This is a genomic window from Propionivibrio sp., assembly GCF_016790145.1.
Lineage (GTDB): Bacteria > Pseudomonadota > Gammaproteobacteria > Burkholderiales > Rhodocyclaceae > Propionivibrio.
This window is the reverse complement of the sequence record NZ_JAEUOI010000232.1, coordinates 1-21,015: the sequence shown is the minus strand read 5'-3', so window position 1 is coordinate 21,015 and position 21,015 is coordinate 1. Positions and strand designations below refer to the sequence as shown.

Below are 21,015 nucleotides of genomic sequence, written 5' to 3'. Positions count from 1 at the left end.
GCGCTGCGTCTTGCCCTCAATCGTCCGCAAGCGGCGTTGTTGGCCTGTAACGTCGCTTTGCAAATGGATACCGAGAATGTTGAAAGTTTTTTTAACGTGGCCGTGGTTCTCTCGGCGCTTGGCCTTCACGAACCGGCGCTGCATGCCTACGACAAGGTGCTGGCGAATGACCCACAGCACTTCGGGGCGGGCCTGAACCGCATTACCTGCCTGCTGCACCTCGGCCGCATTGAAGAGGCCATTGTCGCTGGCCGGTTGGCGCTGGATAGCAATCCCGCGCAGGCCGATCTGTGGTTCAACCTCGGGGAGGCCTACACAAGTGCCAGTGATCACCGGAAGGCCCATGCGGCCTACGAACATGCTTTGACACTCGATGCCAGGATGACGAAAGCTGCTGTAGCCCTGGCAGTTTCGCTTGCAGCGCTTGGGCGGCTGGGCGAATCATCAGCCCGTTTTCAACACCTGCAAAAGCATTACCCAGAGGCGCTGCAAGCGTTTCGCAGCCCACTGACTACGGATGCCTTCGCCGCCTATCCTGAACTCGAGCCTGGACGTATCGCGCTGATTGCCGCGTATGCCGACTATCGGGCTTGCAAGTGGCGTCTCCGGGACGAGTTCGTGCAACTCTTCAAACGAGTTATTGACGGTGATGGCTGCCGCCCATTGGACAATCCTGATCTGCCTTTCCTGGGAATCGGGCTTCCAGTCGCGGGGGAGTATCGCCTGCGGGCGGCGTCGCAGGTAGCCAGACGTATCGTTGGCGAGTGCGCGCCATGTCGCCTGGTTCGCCCGACACGTTCTCGCAACGCGCGGCTTCGGATCGGTTATGTGAGTGGCGATTTTCGCCAGCATCCGACTGCCTACCTGATTGGCCGGCTGTTTGAGCTGCATGATCGCGCGCGATTCGAGGTATTTGCCTATTCGACGGGGCCCAATGAGGACAGTGCCTATCGGCAGCGATTCAGGCATGACGCCGATGTGTTTCTCGACGTCTCCGGCTACGATACGCCCTCCCTCGCCCAGCGCATTGCCTATGACCGAATCGACCTGCTGATCGATTTGCAAGGCTATACCCTGCATGCGCGAACGTCAGTATTCTCGTTGCGGCCAGCACCAGTGCAAGTGACTTATCTGGCTTACCTTGCAACGCTCGGTGCCCCCTGGATAGACTATGCTGTGCTTGACCGAACGGTACTCAGCGCTAGCGAGCGTCAATGGTGGTCGGAAAGTGTGGCTTACTTGCCCAATACGCTGTACTTGTGCGATGACAGCTTTGTATTCGATGCCAGCACTGCACCCGACCGTGAGTCTCTCGGGCTGCCGGCGACAAAGTTTGTCTTCTGCTGTCTGAATGCTCCGTGGAAAATTAGCCCGGAGGATTTCCAGTTGTGGATGAGAATCCTGCAGGCTGTTCCGGATGCGGTATTGTGGCTCTACGCGGAAACGCACTCCTGCATCGACAGCCTTAGATGCGAGGCGCTAAGTTATGGCATGGATGCCGAACGTCTTCATTTTTCAGGCAAGGTTCCGCACGCCGAACACTTGGCCCGTTTTTCCGCCGCCGACGTCTTCCTTGATACCCGCCTGTGCAATGCCCATACGACGGCGATCGAAGCCTTGGCCTGCGGCTTGCCTGTAGTCTCCTGGCCGGGCGAGAGTGTCGTTGCCCGAGTGGGCGGAAGTCTATTGCGTGCTCATGGTCTGGAGATGCTTGTCGCCGACAGCGCCGATGAGTACGTGGCCATTGCCGTTCGCCTGGCTAGCGACGCTGAGTATCGCGCTCAGGTTCGCCACATCGCTTTGCGCCGGAAGGGCTCCAACCTCTTCTGCAGTGAGCGCCGGGTGCGGGAAATCGAACGTGCCTATGAAACCATGTGGGAGCGGTATGCGTCGGGCCTGCCGCCGGCCGACTTCGACGTGCCGCCGCTGGAGGCGTGAAACAGTCCAGGCTTTTCCAGCAGCAGATCATGCGCGGCGCTGATAGACGACGAACGAAAACCTCAGTCCGGACGTACCCTGCTGCGCCTGGCGCGATACTTCTTCCCACTCCTGTGGCAGGACTTCAGGAAAAAACACATCACCCTCGATGCTTTCCGCGATCTCCGTCAGATAGAGCCGGCTGGCCAAGGGCAGCGCCTGTCGATAGAGTTCGGCGCCACCGATGACGAACGCTTGATCGACCTTGTCGGACAGTTCTGCCTTACGCAGTGCCTCTTCGAGCGAGCCGGCGAGCGTCGCACCGGGCGCTTGATAGGCCGGATTGCGGCTGACCACGATGTTCTGCCTTCCGGGCAGCGGGCGAAAGGCATCGGGCAGCGACTCCCAGGTTTTTCGTCCCATGATGACCGGCTTGCCGCGCGTCGTTTCGCGGAAGTGCCGCATGTCTTCCGGCAGGTGCCAGAGCAGTTCGTTGTTCTTGCCGATGGCGCGGTTGCTGGCGACGGCAGCAATCAGTGAAATCATGGTTGCAGAGCCGCTTTTCGTCTAAACCGCAACCGGTGCCGCGATGTGCGGGTGCGGATCGTAACCCTCAAGCGTGAAGTCCTCGAAGCGGAAGGCGAAGAGGTCCCTGACCTCGGGATTCAGGCGCATGGTGGGAAGTGGCCGGACGTCGCGGGCCAGTTGCAGGCGCACCTGGTCAAAATGATTGCTGTAGAGATGCGCATCGCCAAAGGTATGCACGAAATCGCCGGGACGATAATCGCAGACCTGCGCCAGCATCAGCGTGAGCAGTGCATAGGAGGCGATGTTGAAGGGGACGCCAAGGAAAATGTCGGCACTGCGCTGGTAAAGCTGGCAGGACAGTTTCGGGCGCTGATCGGCGTCGCCGGGTGCGGCGGGGGCAACATAGAGCTGGAACAGGCAATGGCAGGGTGGCAGCGCCATTCGCTCGACATCGCCGGGATTCCACGCGCTCACCAGGTGCCGGCGCGAGTCCGGATTGTTCTTCAGACCGTCAACGAGCTGGACGATCTGGTCGATCTCGCGTCCGTCCGGTGTTTTCCAGTGCCGCCACTGGTGGCCGTAGACCGGTCCGAGATCGCCGTTCCCGTCAGCCCACTCGTCCCAGATGCGGACGCCATTTTCCTTGAGGTAGCGGATGTTGGTGTCGCCCTGCAGGAACCACAGCAACTCGTGGATGATCGAGCGCAGGTGCAGCTTCTTGGTCGTCAGCATCGGAAAGCCGGCACTGAGGTCGAAGCGCATTTGCCAGCCAAATACCGAGCGGGTACCTGTGCCTGTACGGTCTGCCTTTGGGGTGCCATGTTCGAGGACATGGCGCATCAGGTCAAGATACGGCTTCATGCGTTGGCGGGTAGGTTTGCAATGCCCCGAATTGTAATGGATCGGCTTCTGTCCCTGTCCGATTTTTCATATGCCGACTGGCGGATACCATCAACTCACCAGCGGTATCATTCTCTGGCTTGCAGCTTTTGGCCGTCGCCTTATACAATCGAACTATTCATTCATCTTTCCCCCTGTTTGGGATAAAGGACTGGTCGCCATGATGCTGAACCTTTTTTCGTCACGCCCGGATCATCCGCTGGGTGATGCCAAGGAGTTCAAGCGGATTCTTGCCGAATTGCCGCTGGATAATTCTTTCAAGGCGCTTGAAGAGGTGTATGGCTGGTTCCAGTCCCTGCAGCTGGCAGATGATTTCCGGGTCGACCATTATTTTGATGTGGTGCGACAGCTCGACGAGGCGGCGCAGCCCCACATACGTCGCCAGTCACGAGACTACCTGCATTCGCCGCGGCTGACGAAGAGTGAAGAGCGCCGTTATTGGACCATGTGCTACAACTACTGGGGCGAAGTCTCCAGTCTCTATGCGCGCTGCATTGAGCGTGTGCGGCTGAATCCAAAAGACAAGGGCAGCGAGGCGCTCAAAGCGTCGCTGCCGCTGGCCGCAACGCGTCTGATGGCGGCGCGTGCCGCCCAGTTGAAATGGGTTGAATATCGTTATGGGCCGATCGGCGAGGACCTGTGGCGCGGTCTCGGACAGCCCTATCTGGTCGCTGAAGCGGCGGGTTACTCGCAGAAGCCGGTGCAACTCTACCCATCTCAAGCCGGCTTGACCAGCGTGGCTCAGCAATACTTCCAGGCACTGATTTTCTATTCGTCATCAATGGATAGCCTGATGCCGCTGGAAATCGATCTGGCTGACCGATTGATCGCCTACTTCCAGCCAGGTTTTGTTTTTTCGAACAATTGTTTGCCTGACAGCGTGTATTGGGTCGACGCCGCAAATGGTTTGCCACCAACCCGGCTGGCGCGACGGCCCGATCAGCGTTTGCCGTCCCTGCGATTTTTCTCGCCGGGAAGTGCACCGCAGGCCTTGAACGAGTTGATGCGGAATGTTGAACGCGGTGGAGTTCCTGCTGATCTGAATCTCGGAGGGGAATACCTGGCCAAGGTGTTGCTGCCTGTGCTGCGTCATCTGGCCTTGTACTGGGCGACCGAGCCGCCGCAACGCGAGCACACGCGTCATGCCGTAAAAACGCGGATTGCAGTGCTGCAGGGCTTTGATGACAGTTTTACAGTATTTGCCGGTGATGTGGCGCGTCTGGGCAAGGAACATACGGCCAAGAGCTGGGTCGTCGAGAATGTCAGTCTCGGCGGCTTTGGAGCAGGCATCGACGATCTATGTGGCGACTGGCTCAAGATTGGCACCTTGCTCAGCATGCAGCCCGAGGGTGGTGAAAACTGGGTGCTGGGGGTGGTCAGGCGATACAACAAGGATTCTGACGCACATGCCAGGGTCGGTATCCAGGCGCTGTCCAGACAAGCGCAGAGCGTCGAGCTGCGACCACGGACATCGGGTTTTTCGGCCACCGGCGCCATTCCCGGAATCTGGCTACGCGAGGGCAATGCGCCAGGCGAGGCACGGGTGGTGTTGCCGAATTCGAGTTTCGATTTGCGCGAGAACATGGAGTTTGCGCACGACGGCCGGCGTTATCTGCTGACGCCGGTCGAGCTTGAAGAAGTCGGCAGCCATTTCGAGATCGGCCGCTATCGCGAACACATTTCGGAGTAATTCTCGGCAACCCGGACCGATGGCCTGCCCGTTGGTGGGGCTGGATGGTAAGGCCAGTCTATTCCTCGTTTTCGGTGTCCTCGAATTCCTGGCGTTTTTCCAGCTCCAGGTCCTTGAGTAGCTGGTAAATTGCCCGGTAACTGCGTGGTGCCTTGTTCTGCTCCTGCTCCTTGAGCGCGGCCCTGCGCAGAGAGCGCAGGTGTTGCAGATCAACCGCCGGGTAGTCTGTGGCAATCACCTGCAATACTGTTTCGTCGGCCAGCAACTCAGTGCGCAGTCGCTCAAGGCGATGCAGTCTGGCCGTTTCGCTCGCCGATTCGCCGCGCACCAGGGCCAGCGCGGCGCGAATCGGTTCGACATCGACGTTGCGCATGATTTTGCCGATGTATTGCATCTGCCGACGCTTCGCTTCGTCGTGCCGCGTCATTCGCCGAGCTTCACTTACCGCCGAGCGCAGATCCTCGGGGATGTCAATTTTCTTGATACGCTCGGTGGATAGCTCGACGAGATCTTCGCCGAGCGCCTGCAGTTCTTCCATCTGCTGCTTGCGTCGGGTCTTTGAAAGCGGTGTGGGTTGTTCGTTGGTGTCCATCGGTTTTCTATTAAGGTGCAGGCTGTCAGGCACGTCAATCGCACCAAACTTCAAAGTCAACCGCCGAGCCGCAAAGGAGCAAAGGAAACGCAAAGTGAGGCGAAGAATGCCAATATGTATCCGTCGATTATGACTTTCTTTGCGAAATGTATGCGTTCTTCGCGGTGGGTGTTTCAGTTTGATTCAATTGCCTTGTGTTTCAGGTCATGCCGGAGCAGATAGCCGGCAGGGAACTGCTATGATAGCGGCTTTCATCGCCAGCATCGCCATCCCATGTCGCTTACCCCTGTTTCCGCAGTACCCGAGTCACGTTTCAGCCATCCGCTGGAGACCCTGCAGGACTTCGCGAACGACGTTCTGGCGCATGCCAGAGCCTTGGGTGCCAGCGATTGCGAGGTTGATGTCTCGGAAGGCTTTGGTCAAACCGTCAGTGTTCGTTGCGGCAAAGTCGAAACCATTGAATACAGCCGCGACAAGGGGATCGGGGTCACGATCTATCTTGGACAGCATAAAGGGCACGCCAGCACCTCCGACTTTTTGCCTGAAGCATTGCGCGAAACCGTTGAGGCGGCGCTCAATATCGCCCGCTTCACCGCCGCCGATCCCTGCGCCGGTTTGCCGGACGCAGCGCTGCTGGCTACCCGCCAACAAGCTTTTGTCGATCTCGATCTTTACCATCCGTGGCTGCTTCCGGTCGATGGCGCCATTGAACTTGCACAGCGTTGTGAACATGCTGCTTTTGCTGTCAGTCCGCAGATCAGCAATTCGGAAGGTGCGACGGTCTCGATTCAGGAAGGCCAATTTGTTTCGGCCAACAGTCTCGGCTTTGTGGGCGGCTACCCGAGCTCGCGGCATTACCTCTCCTGCTCGGTCATCGCCGGCAAGGATGAGAAAATGCAGCGCGACGACTGGTATTCCACCTCGCGCGATGCGCGCAGCATGGCTTCGCCCGAGGCGATTGGCGATTTTGCCGCGCGCCGGGCGCTGGCCCGACTCGGTGCGCGCAAGATCAGGACCTGCAAGGTGCCGGTGCTGTTTGAAGCGCCGCTCGCTGCCGCGTTGATCGGCAGCTTCGTCCATGCAGTCAGTGGCGGCAGCCTGTACCGCAAGACCTCCTTTCTTGTTGATAGTCTTGGCCAGCGCATCTTTTCAGAGAAGGTGCAGATCAGCGAACGTCCGCATCTGCGCGGCGGTCTGGCGAGCAGTGTTTTCGATAGCGACGGTGTCGCCACGCATGACCGTGAGGTTATTGTCGACGGCGTCGTACAGGGCTACTTCCTGAGTGCCTACACGGCGCGCAAACTGGGCTTGCAGACGACCGGCAATGCCGGAGGCTGCCACAACCTGATCGTGCATCCAGGGAAATTCGATTTTCGTGGCCTGATCAAGAAGATGGGGCGTGGTCTGCTGGTCACCGAGTTGCTTGGCCAGGGCGTCAATTACGTGAATGGCGATTATTCACGCGGCGCGGCCGGTTACTGGGTCGAGGGCGGCGAAATCGTGCACGCGGTTGAAGAAGTGACGATCGCAGGGAATCTGCGCGACATGTTCCGCCATGTGGCAGAGGTCGGTAACGACGTGCTGGTGCGTGGTTCGAAGCAGGTCGGTTCAATCCTTGTCGAACAGATGAAAGTGGCCGGGAGCTAATCTGCGCACGCGCAGTTCATTCAAGATTGCCGGGTAACCGCCTGGATGAATCTGGAATGGCTGCCAGGCCTTAGGTTGATGCTTTTTTTTATGGCTAACCCGAATTGATGATGAGCGAAACAACACGAATCTGCTTTGTCCGCCACGGTGAGACGGACTGGAATATCGAGCAGCGCATGCAGGGGCATATCGACCTTGCCCTCAACGCCAACGGAGAAGCTCAGGCGATAGCCGCCGGTCCGCATTTTGCAGGGTTGCCGGCGGTCGCGCTGTACTGCAGCGATCTGTTGCGCGCCCGGCAAACGGCGCAGCCTATTGCACAGGCACTGCACCTGCCGATGATTCTTCTGCCGGCCCTCCGCGAGCGCAACTTTGGCCGCTGCGAGGGTATGACTTTCGAGGAAATAGCCGCCAGCAATGAAGACGATGCACGTGCGATCGAGAGTCGCGATCCGGACTACGCCGCACCCGGAGGGGGCGAAAGCCGTCGCCAGCACGAGAAACGTATCCTCGACTGCATTGGCAGTCTGGTCGGCAATCACCCAGGGCAGACCATCGTCGTCGTCACCCACGGTGGTGTCCTCGACGTCATCTATCGCCGTGTGCTTGGCTTGCCCTCCGATGCCCCGCGTGATTACCCGATCCCGAACACCGGAATCAACTGGGTGGCGATCAGCGGCGAGCAGTGGGTGATCGAGAGCTGGGGGGAGACGGCGCATCTCGAATAGCTTGGGTTGAACAAGGCACACTCCTGGCGCAAACTCGTACAGTACGCAAGGAAACCCGGGCAACCTCCCTTGATTTTCGCCGTTCTTTGCCGGCTTTGAACCGGCGTGTCTTGGTGCTGAAACTCTGGTCTTTGACCTACCTTGAAGCCTCTGGCCTGCTCCCGCCCCTGACCTGCGTGTTACAATCGACCTCTTTTCAATGGCTTGTGAGGCATACGATGTTTTCCGCGAAAGACACCCTGGCAAAAGTTGATCCCGAACTCTGGAAATCGATTGAAAACGAGAATCGCCGCCAGGAAGAGCATATCGAGCTGATCGCTTCCGAAAATTATGTCAGCAGGGCGGTCATGGAAGCGCAGGGCTCGCAGTTGACCAACAAGTACGCCGAAGGCTATCCGGGCAAGCGCTACTACGGCGGCTGCGAGTACGTCGACGTCGCCGAGCTGATTGCCATCGATCGCCTGAAGAAACTGTTCGGCGCCAACGAACACCACTACGCAGCCAACGTGCAGCCGAATTCAGGCTCGCAGGCCAATCAGGCGGTGCTGATGGCCTTCGCCAAACCGGGCGACACGATCATGGGAATGAGCCTGGCCGAAGGCGGCCACCTGACGCACGGCATGCCGCTCAACATGTCGGGCAAGTGGTTCAAGGTCGTTGCCTACGGCCTTGATGCCAACGAAGCGATCGACTACGAGAAGATGGAAGAGCTGGCCCGCGAGCACCAGCCGAAGATCATCATCGCCGGCGCTTCGGCCTACTCCTTGCGTATCGACTTCGAACGTTTTGCCAAAGTGGCCAGAGAAATCGGCGCGATTTTCCTGGTGGACATGGCGCACTATGCCGGGCTGATTGCGGCGGGCTGCTATCCCAGCCCCTTGCCCCACGCCGACGTGATCACTTCAACGACGCACAAGACGCTGCGCGGCCCGCGCGGCGGTATCATCCTGATGAAGGCCGAGCACGAGAAGGCGATTAACTCGGCGATCTTCCCCGGCATACAGGGCGGCCCGCTGATGCACGTGATTGCCGCCAAGGCGGTGGCCTTCAAGGAGGCGCTGACGCCGGAGTTCCGCGCCTATCAGGAACAGGTACTGGCCAATGCCCGCGTGCTGTCGCGTGTGCTGGCAGAAGAGCGTGGCCTGCGCATCGTTTCAGGACGTACCGAATCGCATGTCTTCCTGGTCGATCTGCGCCCCAAGAATATTACCGGCAAGGAAGCCGAGGCCGTACTTGGCAAGGCGCACATCACGGTCAACAAGAACGGCATTCCGAACGACCCGCAGAAGCCGATGGTTACCTCCGGCATCCGCATCGGATCTCCAGCCATGACCACGCGCGGTTTTACCGAGATCGAGGCCGAAGAGGTCGCGCACCTGATCGCCGACGTGCTCGATGCGCCGAACGACGAGGCCGTGCTGGCGCGTGTGCGCAAAGAGGTTTCCGTGCTGTGCAAAAAGTACCCGGTCTACTGCGCCTGAGCGGCCATGAAATGCCCGTTCTGCGGCGCGGCTGACACCACCGTCGCCGATACGCGGATCAACGACGAGGGCGACATCGTTCGTCGCCGGCGTCGCTGCCTGACCTGCGACAAGCGTTTTTCAACCTACGAACGGGCGGAAATCCGTCTGCCGCAGGTGGTCAAGAAAAACGGCTCGCGCGTCGATTTCGAACGCGAGAAACTGGCGGCCAGTCTGTGGCTGTCGCTGCGCAAGCGGCCGGTGACAGTCGAGGCCGTCGATGCGGCGATAACGCGCATTGAAGAAAAGCTGCTGACGCTGGGCGAACGCGAAATCCCCTCCGAAAAGGTCGGCGAGATGGTCATGCGCGAGTTGAAGAAACTCGACAAGGTGGCTTATGTCCGCTTTGCTTCCGTCTATCGGAACTTTGAGGATGTCGATGAGTTTTCCGAGCTGGTTCGTGAAGTGTCTCGCCCGGCCCAGCGGCGCAGCCGTTAGACGTTGGGCAAAGTTCAAATGCTTTACCGCCAAGTCACCAAGAGCACCAGGATGCACCAAGAAAGGCCAAGGCTTTTCTTGGTGAAACTTTGTGTTTTTGGTGACTTGGTGGTGATGAACTTGGGTTAACCCACACATGTTCAGCGCCGCCGATCACGGGTTCATGGGGCGGGCGCTGCGTCTGGCCGAACTCGGCCTCTATTCGACCACGCCGAATCCGCGCGTCGCTTGCCTCATCGTCAAAGCCGGCGTGATTGTCGGCGAAGGCTGGCACCGCCGCGCCGGTGAGGCCCACGCTGAAATTCATGCCCTGCAAGCGGCCGGCAGTCAGGCACGCGGCGCCACCGCATACATTACCCTCGAACCTTGCAGTCACCATGGCCGCACGCCGCCGTGTGCCGAAGCGCTGATCGCCGCCGGAGTCTCACGCGTCGTCGCCGCCATGCAGGATCCGAATCCGCAGGTGGCCGGGAGCGGATTGTCACAGTTGGCAGCGGCGGGCATTGTCGTCGAATGCGGTTTGATGGAAGCTGAAGCTCGCGAACTCAACATCGGTTTCGTCTCGCGCATGACGCGCGGCCGGCCCTGGCTGCGCATGAAGCTGGCCGCCAGTCTGGACGGGAAAACGGCGCTGACCAACGGCGTCAGTCAATGGATTACCGGCGCCGCAGCCCGGCACGACGGGCATCGCTGGCGGGCGCGGGCCTGCGCCATCCTGAGCGGGATCGGCACCGTGCGCGAAGACGATCCGCAACTCAACGTAAGAGACGTGGACACCTCGCGCCAGCCCCTGAAAATGGTAGTCGACAGCCGCCTAGAATTGCCGCTGGAAGCCAGGGTACTGAACGGCGGCGGGGTGCTGCTGGCGACTGCCAGCGAAGAGTGCGAAAAATCCGCCGCACTGCGCGAGCGGGGCGCCGAAATCGTGTGCCTGCCCAATGCCGACGGCAAGGTCGACCTGCCGGCGCTGATGGAAGAGCTCGCGCTGCGTGGCATCAACGAGCTGCACGTCGAGGCCGGCTTCAGCCTCAACGGCGCATTGCTTGCTGCCGGTCTGGTCGATGAATTGCTGCTCTATCTCGCCCCCTGCCTGATCGGTGATGCGGCACGCGGCCTTTTTGATCTGCCGGCGCTTGAGTCGCTGGAAGGCAAACGCCGACTGGCCGTTCGCGATATGCGCATGCTCGGTGCTGACCTGCGAGTTCTGGCGCGTTGTCTGCCGTGATGCAGCGCGACCATGTTTATCGAGTCAAAACTATTCGGCAAATCCAATTGAAACGCTTGAATGTAAAGATTGGCTTCGACTGGCAGCCGAATGGCCGCTGGTGGCCATGATGAGACGCTCGGTGCTTCGGCATTTGAAGGTTTTGGATGGCCGCTGTTGGAAGCCTTGCAGCCATTCATCTTGAATCGTTAGGTCAGAATCTCTACGAGGAATGTAGTCTTGAAGCTCACCCGCAGGGATGATATGATTGGTCATGGCTGATAAAAAGTCCCAAAAAGCTCTGGATGTCTCAACACGGTTAGCAAAAAAACGCGGGAATGGGATCCTTCGGCGAGAAGTTTGGGTGGACGGCAAGGGTAAGGTAGTCCGTTATAACTTGGCATATATCAACCATGACATTTTTCAGGGCGACAACGGTCGCGTGGTTGGATATGACAATGCTCACGGAGTTCATCACCGTCATTACATGGGCAAGGCGGATGCTGTGGAATTCCTGAGTTTTGAGGATATTGAAGACCGTTTTGAAGCAGACTGGTTGGTATTCAGCAGAAAGAGCAATAAATGAGAACTGTGATCAAGGTAGAGGGTCCGGCAGACTTTTTCAAGCGTGGAAAACTCGTCGCCAAACTTGCTGATCAGGGCAAGACTATTTCACGAGAGCACATAATTTCGTTTGAAGATCCGGAAGATATGGCTCGCCTGATCACGACCGCAAAATTATCGCTTTTCAGAGAGGTACGTCAGAGTGCAGGCTCGATCACTGAGCTTGCAGAGCGATTGCATCGTGATCGCAGCGCGGTAAAAAGAGATATTGATGACCTGGAAAAAGCGGGGCTCATCGAAGTGCAAGATATGCCGTTATCTGGGCATGGTCGTAAAAAACAAGTCCGTGCGATCGCAGAGCAGGTGCTGCTGGCAATATAATCAGAATGATGGATGCCGGTCCAGTAGATCTGGACACTGCGGGTTCTGATGATTTACCTCAGTGTTAGGTTCAATGTCCTCATGGGCAAGTCGTACGCCGCCAATTAGAGCGATTGGCCCTGAGTCGGCTTTCTGTAGTCACCGGCCATTGGCTGATTGTTGACTTGACCGTCAGCTTTGGGGTCGATAGCGGATTGTCGCAAATCCTGAAAAAACTCTTGAGTGGCGGGTTTTGCTTGTTATGAGTGCCTGGTTTGCGGTGGATTTCCGGGCACTACTTGCTGCTTAGCCGCTAGCTGCCACAGACGGCGCACTGCGGATCCTTGCCTAATTTCACGCTGCGCCATTCCATGGTCAGGCCGTCGAGCAGCAGCAGGCGGCCAATCGCCACCTGACCGGCGCCGCTGATTATTTTCAGCGCTTCGGCCGCCTGCATGGCACCGATGATGCCGGTGAGCGGGGCGAAGATACCCATCACCGCGCAGCGCGTTTCCTCGGCATCGTCGCCTTCGGGAAACAGGCAGTGGTAACAGGGCGAGTTTTCGCACCGCGAGTCGAATACCGAGAGTTGCCCGCTGAAACGGATCGCCGCTCCTGAAACCAGCGGCGTGCGCTGTCTGACGCAGGCGCGATTGACGGCGTAACGGGTGGCGAAGTTGTCGCAACAGTCGATTACGACATCGGCATCGGCAACCCTTGCTTCCAGCCGTTCTCCGTCAAGGCGTTCGCCAATCGCTTCGACCACGACTTGCGGATTGATCCGGGTCAGCGCGGTTTGTCCGGAGACGGCCTTCGACTGGCCGATGCGCGCCTGCGTGTGCAGAATCTGGCGTTGCAGATTGGTCAGGTCAACGGTGTCGCCATCGGCCAGCGTGATGCGGCCAATGCCGGCAGAAGCGAGATAGAGCGCGGCGGGCGAACCCAGTCCACCGGCACCGATGATGAGTGCATGTGCTCCGATTATTCTGGTCTGGCCTTCGATACCGATTTCGTCAAGCAGGATGTGTCGGCTGTAGCGCAGCAACTGCTCGTCGTTCATGCAGTCGAACTATTTGTATTCACGCCATTCCGGCGGCGTGTCGTCGTGGTCGCCGTGCGGGTGGCGTTCCCAGGCGTGGGTGTAGGCCTCGTGCTGCGACTTCTTGAGTAGTCGATGCGGAGCGCCGAGGTTGTGCAACTGGGTTTCCTCAACGTAGTAGATCAGCGCGCGCATCATCTTGCTCATCAGCGTGTTGTCGAGGTGGTAACCCTTGTCTTCGAGCGTTCCTTCGATCTCCTCCAGCGAATGCTCATGCAGATCGTAGGCCACGCCGACCGACCGGCGTTCGACGTGAGCCTGAACTTCCAGATGCTCCAGCTTGCTGAGGTAGTCGGATGCTTCGGGCACCTGTCCGGGAGGAAACTTGGAAAACAGAACATTGCGTTCCTTGCGGATCGGTGCCGATTTATGCGGCGTTGCTTGCGCGCGTTTCATGTTTCGCTTCCGCGGCGCCTAGGGCTTGTTCTGCATGATCTGCAGTCCCTTGAGCAGGTTGAGCGCCTGGTTGAGCTGGTAGTCCTTCTTCGAGGCCAGCTCGCGGCTCGGCGGTTCAAGCGGCTCATCGCCCTCATCCTTGCCCGGACTGTTCTTCGGCTTGGCTGGTGGCGCCTTGCTTTGCGGCTTGACCGGTGTCGCCGCGTCCTTTTCCTTATCCTTGCTGTTTTCCAGATGATTTTCGAGGTCGGCTTCGCGCAGGCGCGTTGATGAGCTGCCGTTGGCGCTTTCCTCGACGACGATGTCGGGAACGATGCCTTTGGCCTGAATTGAACGGCCTGACGGAGTGAAGTAGCGCGCTGTCGTCAGCTTGATGGCCGTTTTTCCGGGCAGGGGCAGTACTGTTTGTACCGAGCCTTTGCCGAAGCTTGTGGTGCCCATGACGACCGCTCGCTTGTGATCCTGCAGCGCTCCGGCAACGATTTCGGAGGCGGAAGCCGAACCGCCGTTGATCAGAACGACCATCGGTACCTTGCGTATCTCGGCCGGCAGATTCTTGATGTAGTCTTCCTTGCTGCCGCGCAGGTAATCCTCGGGCAAGGTGAAGAACTGGTGCTTGGCATCCGGCGTGCGGCCATCGGTTGAAGTGACCAGCGTGTTCGGCGGCAGGAAGGCGGCCGATACGCCAACGGCCATGTTCAGCAGACCGCCCGGATCGTTGCGCAGGTCGAGCACCAGGCCCTTGAGCGGGCCCTGTTTATAAAGGTCGTTCAGGTGTTTGACCAGCGCCGCCGCGGTGTTTTCCTGGAAGGAGGTTACGCGCAGATAGCCGTAGCCGTCTTCGACAAGCTTGGATTTGACACTTTGCACCTTGATGATTTCACGCGTCAGCGTGATCTCGATCGGCTTGTCTTCGCCCTTGCGCAGGATGGAAAGCTTGATCTGGGTCTTTGGTTTGCCGCGCATGCGTTTCACCGCATCGGAGAGCGTCAGACCCTTGACCAGTGTGTTGTCGATCTTGAAAATCAGGTCGCCGGATTTGACGCCGCCGCGATCGGCAGGCGAGTCCTCGATCGGCGAAACGACCTTGACCAGACCGTCTTCCATGCCGACTTCAATACCGAGTCCGCCAAACTCGCCCTGGGTGCCCACCTGCAAATCCTTGTAGGCGTCGGCATCCAGATAGGACGAATGCGGATCCAGATTGGAGAGCATGCCGCTGATCGCATGGGTAATCAGCTTCTTGTCGTCGACCGGCTCGACATAGCCCTGTTTGATGGCGTTGAATACCTCGGCAAAGGTACGCAGTTCCTCGATCGGGAGGCTGACGCGCGTTTCCTTTTCGGCGATTGCCGAAAACTGCAGGCTGATCAGTACGCCGCCTATTAATCCGGCGCAAACCAGTCCGGTTTGTTTCAACTTACCCATCTATATGACTCCAAGACAATATCATTTCTGATTGACCCATTTCAGCGGGTCGAGCGGCTGCCCCTGATGACGCAGTTCAAAGTATAAACCTGATTCCGGATTTCCACCGCTGTTCCCCACGGCGGCGATGGTATCGCCCCCGCGCACAGTGTCGCCGACCTGTTTCAGCAAGGCATCGTTGTTGCCATAGATCGACAGATAACTGCTGCCGTGGTCGACGATCATCAGATTGCCGAAACCGCGCATCCACTCGGCAAATACGACACGTCCACCGGCAATGGCCTTGACCTCGCTGCCCGGGTTGGCACGGATAAACAGACCCTTCCAGGTGCCGCCCTCCTGCCTGGCACCGCCAAAACGGTTGTTGACAAGGCCTCGCACCGGCAAGTGCAACTCGCCTTTCAGGCGCGTAAAGTTTCCGGCGGGCGCTGCTTCCGGGGATCTTTCGTTACTGATCTCCGAGCCTGATGGTGGTTCCGAAGGTGAACGCTCGCTCGCTTGCGGCGGCGTTTTGCCTGTTACTTCACGACGCTGGGCGGGTTTTGTGGCGATGATCCTGGCCAACCGTTCGATCAGTTGTGAAAGCTGCTTCTCGTCGCGCTGCAGATTGCCGATGGTACGCCGCTGCTCCGCAATCTGTGCCGAGATCCTCTCCAGCACCGCCTGGCGCTGCTCGCGCTGGGCAACAAGTTTGCCGTGTTGTTCCTTTTGTCTGGATTCGAGGGCGGCCATTTCCTCGGCACGCTCCCGGGTATCCGAGGCAAGCGCCTGCTGGCGTTGCAATGTACTTTCGATTTCGTGCAGGAGCTGGCTGCGCGCATGGCCGATGGCGGCCAGGTAATGCAGATCGCGAGCCATCTGGCTCGGGTCGTCACCGTTGAGCAACAGCCGCAGCGCATCGGGGTTACCCTGCAGGTATTGCCGATAGACCAGCTTTTCCAGTTGTGCCTGCTGCTTGTGCAAGCGGTTTTCCAGTTCTCTCGACTGATTATCCAGATCCTTCAACGTGGCTTGCAGTTTGCCGCGCTGGGCCGACAGATTCTGCATATCGCGCTGCGTGTGCGAGATTTCCTGCTCGACCTCTTTCAACTGCTCGACGCCATCGGCGCGCTTGCCTTCGCTGGCGGCCATTCCCTTGCGCAACGCTTCGATCTGTCCGCGCAGTTCCTTAAGGTCGCCTTTTTTCTCGGCGACTTCGGCTTTGGTTGGCGGGGTGCCTTGCTTGTCCCGGGCCAGCGTCGGTGCGGACAGCAGCCAGAGCGAACCAGTCAGACCGAGGAGAAGCCGCAGCGCCGGACGGGAGAAAACAGACCGGCCAATACACCTTTCATCCGGTCTGTGTCTGTCTTTCCGATGGGCTTGTATTTGTTCTTTGCTGAAGAGCTTCATGCGACTGTCTAGGGGTCTTGCCTTGGGGACGCCCCCCGGATCGTTAATTATTCTATAATGATTGCTCGAACTTAACGAGTATCGGGCATCGTGGCAATACAGGTCAGTCTCATCGACAAGCAGGAACACATCGAACAGGCAGCGCGCGCGCTAAAGTCAATTTCGCATCCGCTGCGTCTCAAGATACTTTGTGTGGTCGGCGATCAGGAGGCTTGCGTCCAGGAAATCGTCGAGGCCGTCGGTACTTCGCAAAGCAATATCTCCCAGCATCTGGCCATTTTGCGCGACAAGGGCGTGCTGCTTACGCGCAAGGAAGCCAACCGCGTCTACTATCGGGTGGGTGATGCGCGCACCTTGCAGTTGATCGGCATGATGCGCGAGGTTTTCTGCGGCGGCTAGTTTTGCCGGTCTTGTCCGCATGCCGTGATCGGTTTTCCCCGCACATGCCTTTACTTTCATTGTAGTTTCTATGCAGTTTCTGGAGCCTGGCTTGGAATTCATTCAGCAAAATATTTATCTGGTAGCCATTGCCGTGATCAGCGGCACCATGCTGGCGGTCATGTCGTTCCGCCGACCTGGCGACAGCAACGCGCTGACGGCGACCCAGGCTACCCTGTTGATCAATCGCGAGAATGCCCAGATCATCGATGTGCGCGAGCATGACGAGTACGTGGCCGGACATTTGCCGGAATCGCGCCACATACCGGCGGGCCGGCTTGAAGAGCGTGTCGGCGAACTCGATAAACTCAAGGACACCCCGCTGATCCTGATTTGTCAGACCGGAGCGCGTTCAACAGGCGCCTGCAAGCAACTGGCCAAGCTCGGTTTCACCAAAGTGCACAATCTTGATGGCGGAATCAATGCCTGGCGCGCAGCCGGCCTGCCGCTCAAGAAAGGGTCGAAAAAATGAATGCCGTTCCGCGCGTGCTGATGTACTCGACGGCGATCTGCCCCTTCTGTGTGCGGGCCGAGCAATTGTTGCGCGCACGGGGTGTCGCCGAGATCGAGAAAGTGCGTGTCGATCTCGACCCGGAACGTCGTGTCGAGATGATGGAAAAGACGGCGCGCCGTACCGTTCCACAAATCTATATTGGCGATACCCATGTCGGTGGTTGTGATGAGTTGATCGCTCTCGATCACGCCGGCAAACTTCTTCCCATGCTCTCCGGCGATACGCTGTGACCGGCTGACCGTACGGCGGACTATTGATTTAACATTTTAATTTTTCCAACCAAGAGACTCATCATGACTCAACAAGAAGCCCCGTCATTTGCCATTGAAAAACTCTACGTCAAGGATCTTTCGCTTGAGGTCCCTTCGGCTCCTGAAATCTTTCTGGAGCGTGAAAGTCCCGAAGTCAACATCCAGTTGCAAACCGCTGTGAAGGGCCTGGGCGACGGTGCCTATGAAGTGACACTGACGGTAACGGTCACGGCCAAGCTGGTCGAAAAAACCGTTTTCCTCGTCGAGGTCGGTCAGGCCGGCATTTTCCGCGTCAAGAATGTGCCGGAAGACAACCTTGAGCCGCTGCTCTCGATTGCCTGTCCGAACATTCTTTTCCCGTATGCCCGTGAATTGGTTTCCGATTCGATTACTCGCGCCGGCTTCGCGCCGGTACTGTTGCAGCCGGTCAATTTCGAAGCGCTGTACGCCGCTCGCGCCCAACAACAAGCGGCGGCATCGGCGACCGAATCAGTTGCCGAAGGTACGCCCACAATCCAGTAACCGAGTGCCTGCAATGAAGCGTCTGCTGCCCCTGTTGCTCGCCGCTGCAGTTTTCCCGATGCCGGCGATCGCCATCGAATACCGCACCGTGGATGCCGTGGCGGTGCTCTACGATGCGCCTTCCCAGCGTGGCAGCAAACTCTTTGTGATCAGGCGCGACACACCGGTTGAGGTCGTGGTCAGCCTTGAAGGCTGGTCCAAGGTGCGCGACGCCGGTGGCGGCCTGGCCTGGATTGAGAAAAAATTTCTGTCCGAGAAGAGATCGGTCATCGTCACCGTCGATCAGGCCGAGGTGCGGCAGAAAGCGGAAGAGGGTTCACCGCTGGTATTCGAGGCGGAAAGGAACGTCGCGCTCGAGTATCTCGAATCGTTACCCGGTGGCTGGATCAGGGTACGTCATCGCGACGGCCAGTCCGGCTTTGTGCGGGCCAATCAAATCTGGGGATTGTGAGCGTGAATCTCACGGTCATTGCGGCGGGTGCCTGGGGAACGGCGCTGGCCATCGCCTTCAGCGCCCGGCACCGTGTTACGTTGTGGACGCGTGAGGAAGACGTTACGCAAACCATGCTCGCGGAGCGTGAGAACCGGCGTTTCTTTCCCGGTCATCGCCTGCCCGAGGCCTTACGTATCGGGACGGTTTTTGATGTTTCGGTGGCCGACGCCGACCTGCTGCTACTGGCTACCCCGCTGATCGGTTTTCGACCGACCCTGCGCCGCTTGCATGAAGCCCATTTGGCGCGGCCGCTGATCTGGGTGTGCAAGGGGATGGAAGCGGAAACGGCAAAGCTCCCGCATCAGATCGTTGCCGAAGAGCTTGGCGAGGACGCCCTCTGTGGTGCGCTGAGCGGCCCCAGTTTTGCCGAGGAAGTAGGCAAGGGGCTGCCGACGGCGATCACACTGGCGGCCAATAATTTTGCTTTTGCCCGGCAGACGGCGATCGAACTGCACAGTCATTGTTTGCGCATTTACGCCAATGACGACCTGCCTGGCGTTGAAGTGGGCGGTGCCGTCAAGAATGTGATGGCCATCGCCACCGGCATCTGCGATGGACTCGGTCTGGGTCTCAACGCGCGTGCCGCGCTGATGACGCGCGGGCTGGCCGAAATCGCCCGCCTTGGCGTTGCGCTGGGTGGTCACCCGAATACCTTCATGGGGCTGGCCGGCATGGGCGACCTCATTCTGACCTGCACCGGTGACTTGTCGCGCAACCGGCAGGTGGGGCTGGCGCTGGCGGCCGGCAAGCGGCTGCCGCAGATTCTCGCCGATCTTGGACACGTCGCTGAAGGCGTCAGCACCGCGCGCGAAGTGGCGCGTCTGGCTGGGCACCTGGCAATCGACATGCCGATCACACAGGCGGTGAATGCGATTCTGTACCACGATGTGCCTGCCGCAGAGGCGGTTGAAGCCTTGCTTAACCGGGATCCGAAGCCTGAAATGCAGTAGAGTTAAAGGCGATTTACCACGGAGAGCACGGAGAACACGGAGAGAAACCGGAACAACCAAAATGCTTTTCTCCGTGTTCTCCGTGGTTTACTTTGTTCTAAACCCCCTGCGCGAACCCCATTTGTCGCCACGCTTCGAACACCGTTACCGCCACCGCGTTTGAAAGATTCAGACTGCGTTGCCCCGGCTGCATTGGCAGGCGCAGGCGCTGCGCTTCCGGGAATTCGGCCATCACCTGTGCCGGCAGTCCGCTTGTTTCACTGCCGAAGACAAACACATCGTCGACGCGGAATGCGGGTGTGTCGTAACGCGGCCCACCGTGCGTCGTGATGGCAAACCGGCGACGCCTGCTCAATGCCGCCTTGCAGGCCGCCCAGTCCGGGTGCCGGAAGACGCGGGCAAACTCGTGATAATCAAGGCCGGCGCGCTTCAGCGAACGGTCTTCCCAACGAAAGCCGAGCGGTTCTACCAGGTGCAGTTCGGTGCCGGTATTCGCGCATAGACGGATGACATTGCCGGTGTTCGGCGGGATCTCCGGTTGGAACAAAACAACAGCAGTCAAAGCGTGCTCCAAAAAATGCTTTTGTTATTTTTAAAATCAGCTAAAATCAGTGGATTAGCGTAATTACCTCTACAGTTACTGGAGCTTGCAATGGCTCGGCCGGAAAAGATTCGCCTCGGTGATCTGCTCATTCAACAAGGTCTGCTCACCGATGAGCAGCTCAAGTTCGCACTCGACGAGCAAAAGCGTAGCGGTCGCAAGCTGGGTCGTATTGTCGTCGATAGTTCCTTTGTTACGGAAGAGGCGATTTCGCAGGCGCTGGCCAGGCAATTGCAGGTTCCCTACGTCGATCTCAAACACTTCAAGCCAAGGCCGGAGCTGATCAACCTGCTGCCCGAGGCGCAGGCGAGACGTTTTCGTGCGGTGGTACTCGACGAAGTGGATGGCAAACTGCGGATCGGATTCGTCGATCCTACGGACTTGCAGGCCTATGACGATATTTTCCGTCTGCTGCATCGTGAAATCGAGCTGGCGGTTGTTTCCGAGAGCCAGCTCCTGGCGCTGATTGATCGCGTCTATCGGCGCACCGAAGAAATCTCCGGCCTGGCCAGGGAACTGACTGCCGATCTGGGCGATGTGCCGGTCGAGTTTGGCGATTTGCTCGGTACTGCCACCGGCGCCGAGGAAGCACCGGTCGTCAAGCTGCTGCAGACGGTGTTCGAAGAAGCCATGCGTTCGCGCGCATCGGATATCCACATCGAGCCTCAGGATCACTCGTTGCGCGTCCGCTTTCGCATCGACGGAGTTTTGCACGTGCAGATGGAAGCCGATGCCAAGATCGCTTCGGCGCTGGCCTTGCGCCTGAAACTGATGTCCGGGCTGGATATTTCCGAAAAGCGCTTGCCGCAGGACGGTCGTTTCGCGATCAAGGTACGCAACAACATG

General features: G+C 58.7%; 24 protein-coding genes. 16 read left to right on the top strand and 8 right to left on the bottom strand.

The genetic code is table 11. The features are described from left to right. The coding region (locus tag JNM42_RS18825; RefSeq protein WP_294273961.1) for a tetratricopeptide repeat protein at window positions 1–1,938 on the top strand (1,938 nt) is incomplete at its 5' end. Window positions 1,939–1,965: 27 nt separating this feature from the next. On the opposite strand, the gene JNM42_RS18820 is transcribed toward JNM42_RS18825, so the two are convergent. Together JNM42_RS18820 and JNM42_RS18815 are read right to left on the bottom strand one after the other, a co-directional pair. Continuing rightward, the gene (locus JNM42_RS18820) at window positions 1,966–2,463 is read right to left on the bottom strand and encodes a dihydrofolate reductase (RefSeq protein WP_294273958.1); all 498 of its coding nucleotides are present in this window, start codon (window positions 2,461–2,463) and stop codon (window positions 1,966–1,968) included. Window positions 2,464–2,484: 21 nt separating this feature from the next. Beyond that, on the bottom strand, window positions 2,485–3,306 hold the full coding sequence (locus tag JNM42_RS18815) for a thymidylate synthase (protein ID WP_294273955.1): 822 nt from the start codon (window positions 3,304–3,306) through the stop codon (window positions 2,485–2,487). A gap of 199 nt (window positions 3,307–3,505) precedes the next feature. Here JNM42_RS18815 and JNM42_RS18810 point away from each other — a divergent pair, with 199 nt between their 5' ends. After that, complete coding sequence (locus JNM42_RS18810; protein WP_294273952.1) at window positions 3,506–5,035, top strand: hypothetical protein; 1,530 nt, start codon at window positions 3,506–3,508, stop codon at window positions 5,033–5,035. Between the two features lie 58 nt (window positions 5,036–5,093). On the opposite strand, the gene yjgA is transcribed toward JNM42_RS18810, so the two are convergent. Continuing rightward, complete coding sequence (gene yjgA, locus JNM42_RS18805) at window positions 5,094–5,627, bottom strand: ribosome biogenesis factor YjgA (protein ID WP_294273950.1); 534 nt, start codon at window positions 5,625–5,627, stop codon at window positions 5,094–5,096. A 273-nt stretch (window positions 5,628–5,900) separates the two neighbouring features. Here yjgA and pmbA point away from each other — a divergent pair, with 273 nt between their 5' ends. From pmbA to JNM42_RS18770, 7 genes are all read left to right on the top strand, one after another. After that, window positions 5,901–7,274 (top strand): metalloprotease PmbA, encoded by a 1,374-nt coding sequence (gene pmbA, locus JNM42_RS18800; RefSeq protein ID WP_294273949.1) that lies wholly within the window; start codon window positions 5,901–5,903, stop codon window positions 7,272–7,274. Between the two features lie 107 nt (window positions 7,275–7,381). Then, on the top strand, window positions 7,382–8,002 hold the full coding sequence (locus JNM42_RS18795) for a histidine phosphatase family protein (protein WP_294273947.1): 621 nt from the start codon (window positions 7,382–7,384) through the stop codon (window positions 8,000–8,002). Between the two features lie 218 nt (window positions 8,003–8,220). Next, window positions 8,221–9,483 carry a serine hydroxymethyltransferase gene (gene glyA, locus JNM42_RS18790; RefSeq protein ID WP_294273944.1) on the top strand — a complete coding sequence of 421 codons (1,263 nt, stop codon included), beginning with the start codon at window positions 8,221–8,223 and terminating at the stop codon, window positions 9,481–9,483. Between the two features lie 6 nt (window positions 9,484–9,489). Further along, entirely contained in the window at window positions 9,490–9,960 is a 471-nt protein-coding gene (nrdR, locus tag JNM42_RS18785; RefSeq protein WP_294273941.1) for a transcriptional regulator NrdR, read from the top strand. A gap of 136 nt (window positions 9,961–10,096) precedes the next feature. Further along, on the top strand, window positions 10,097–11,185 hold the full coding sequence (gene ribD, locus JNM42_RS18780) for a bifunctional diaminohydroxyphosphoribosylaminopyrimidine deaminase/5-amino-6-(5-phosphoribosylamino)uracil reductase RibD (protein ID WP_294273938.1): 1,089 nt from the start codon (window positions 10,097–10,099) through the stop codon (window positions 11,183–11,185). 253 nt (window positions 11,186–11,438) lie between these two features. Beyond that, window positions 11,439–11,750, top strand: a complete 312-nt coding sequence (locus JNM42_RS18775) for a DUF6516 family protein (protein ID WP_294273934.1) — start codon at window positions 11,439–11,441, stop codon at window positions 11,748–11,750. Next, window positions 11,747–12,109: an HTH domain-containing protein gene (locus JNM42_RS18770; RefSeq protein WP_294273931.1), complete on the top strand. Its 363-nt coding sequence runs from the start codon at window positions 11,747–11,749 to the stop codon at window positions 12,107–12,109. Before JNM42_RS18775 ends, JNM42_RS18770 begins: the two co-directional genes overlap by 4 nt. 292 nt (window positions 12,110–12,401) lie before the next feature. Here JNM42_RS18770 and moeB read toward each other — a convergent pair whose 3' ends face one another. From moeB to JNM42_RS18750, 4 genes are read right to left on the bottom strand one after another with little or no spacing between them, the layout of a single operon-like run. Further along, window positions 12,402–13,148 (bottom strand): molybdopterin-synthase adenylyltransferase MoeB, encoded by a 747-nt coding sequence (gene moeB / locus JNM42_RS18765; protein ID WP_294273926.1) that lies wholly within the window; start codon window positions 13,146–13,148, stop codon window positions 12,402–12,404. Window positions 13,149–13,157: 9 nt separating this feature from the next. Then, window positions 13,158–13,583, bottom strand: a complete 426-nt coding sequence (locus JNM42_RS18760; protein WP_294273923.1) for a hypothetical protein — start codon at window positions 13,581–13,583, stop codon at window positions 13,158–13,160. 18 nt (window positions 13,584–13,601) lie between these two features. Beyond that, window positions 13,602–15,011, bottom strand: a complete 1,410-nt coding sequence (locus JNM42_RS18755) for a S41 family peptidase (protein WP_294273920.1) — start codon at window positions 15,009–15,011, stop codon at window positions 13,602–13,604. 21 nt (window positions 15,012–15,032) lie between these two features. After that, the gene (locus tag JNM42_RS18750; RefSeq protein ID WP_294273916.1) at window positions 15,033–16,400 is read right to left on the bottom strand and encodes a peptidoglycan DD-metalloendopeptidase family protein; all 1,368 of its coding nucleotides are present in this window, start codon (window positions 16,398–16,400) and stop codon (window positions 15,033–15,035) included. 90 nt (window positions 16,401–16,490) lie between these two features. Between JNM42_RS18750 and JNM42_RS18745 the strand changes: the two genes are divergently transcribed. The 6 genes from JNM42_RS18745 to JNM42_RS18720 all read left to right on the top strand — a co-directional run bounded on the left by JNM42_RS18745 (window position 16,491) and on the right by JNM42_RS18720 (window position 19,568). Beyond that, window positions 16,491–16,799, top strand: a complete 309-nt coding sequence (locus tag JNM42_RS18745; protein WP_294273914.1) for a metalloregulator ArsR/SmtB family transcription factor — start codon at window positions 16,491–16,493, stop codon at window positions 16,797–16,799. A 91-nt stretch (window positions 16,800–16,890) separates the two neighbouring features. Continuing rightward, window positions 16,891–17,310 carry a rhodanese-like domain-containing protein gene (locus JNM42_RS18740; RefSeq protein WP_294273911.1) on the top strand — a complete coding sequence of 140 codons (420 nt, stop codon included), beginning with the start codon at window positions 16,891–16,893 and terminating at the stop codon, window positions 17,308–17,310. After that, window positions 17,307–17,582 (top strand): glutaredoxin 3, encoded by a 276-nt coding sequence (gene grxC / locus JNM42_RS18735; protein WP_294273909.1) that lies wholly within the window; start codon window positions 17,307–17,309, stop codon window positions 17,580–17,582. Before JNM42_RS18740 ends, grxC begins: the two co-directional genes overlap by 4 nt. A 63-nt stretch (window positions 17,583–17,645) precedes the next feature. Beyond that, entirely contained in the window at window positions 17,646–18,125 is a 480-nt protein-coding gene (secB, locus tag JNM42_RS18730; RefSeq protein WP_294273906.1) for a protein-export chaperone SecB, read from the top strand. A gap of 13 nt (window positions 18,126–18,138) precedes the next feature. Next, a complete protein-coding gene (locus JNM42_RS18725) occupies window positions 18,139–18,576 on the top strand; it encodes an SH3 domain-containing protein (protein WP_294273903.1) in 438 nt (145 codons plus the stop codon). Between the two features lie 2 nt (window positions 18,577–18,578). Beyond that, on the top strand, window positions 18,579–19,568 hold the full coding sequence (locus JNM42_RS18720) for an NAD(P)H-dependent glycerol-3-phosphate dehydrogenase (protein WP_294273899.1): 990 nt from the start codon (window positions 18,579–18,581) through the stop codon (window positions 19,566–19,568). Window positions 19,569–19,665: 97 nt separating this feature from the next. On the opposite strand, the gene JNM42_RS18715 is transcribed toward JNM42_RS18720, so the two are convergent. Continuing rightward, window positions 19,666–20,130 carry a tRNA (cytidine(34)-2'-O)-methyltransferase gene (locus JNM42_RS18715; RefSeq protein WP_294273896.1) on the bottom strand — a complete coding sequence of 155 codons (465 nt, stop codon included), beginning with the start codon at window positions 20,128–20,130 and terminating at the stop codon, window positions 19,666–19,668. A 90-nt stretch (window positions 20,131–20,220) separates the two neighbouring features. On the opposite strand from JNM42_RS18715, the gene JNM42_RS18710 reads away from it, so the two are divergent. Continuing rightward, a partial coding sequence (locus JNM42_RS18710) for an ATPase, T2SS/T4P/T4SS family (RefSeq protein ID WP_294273893.1) occupies window positions 20,221–21,015 on the top strand: 795 nt, incomplete at its 3' end.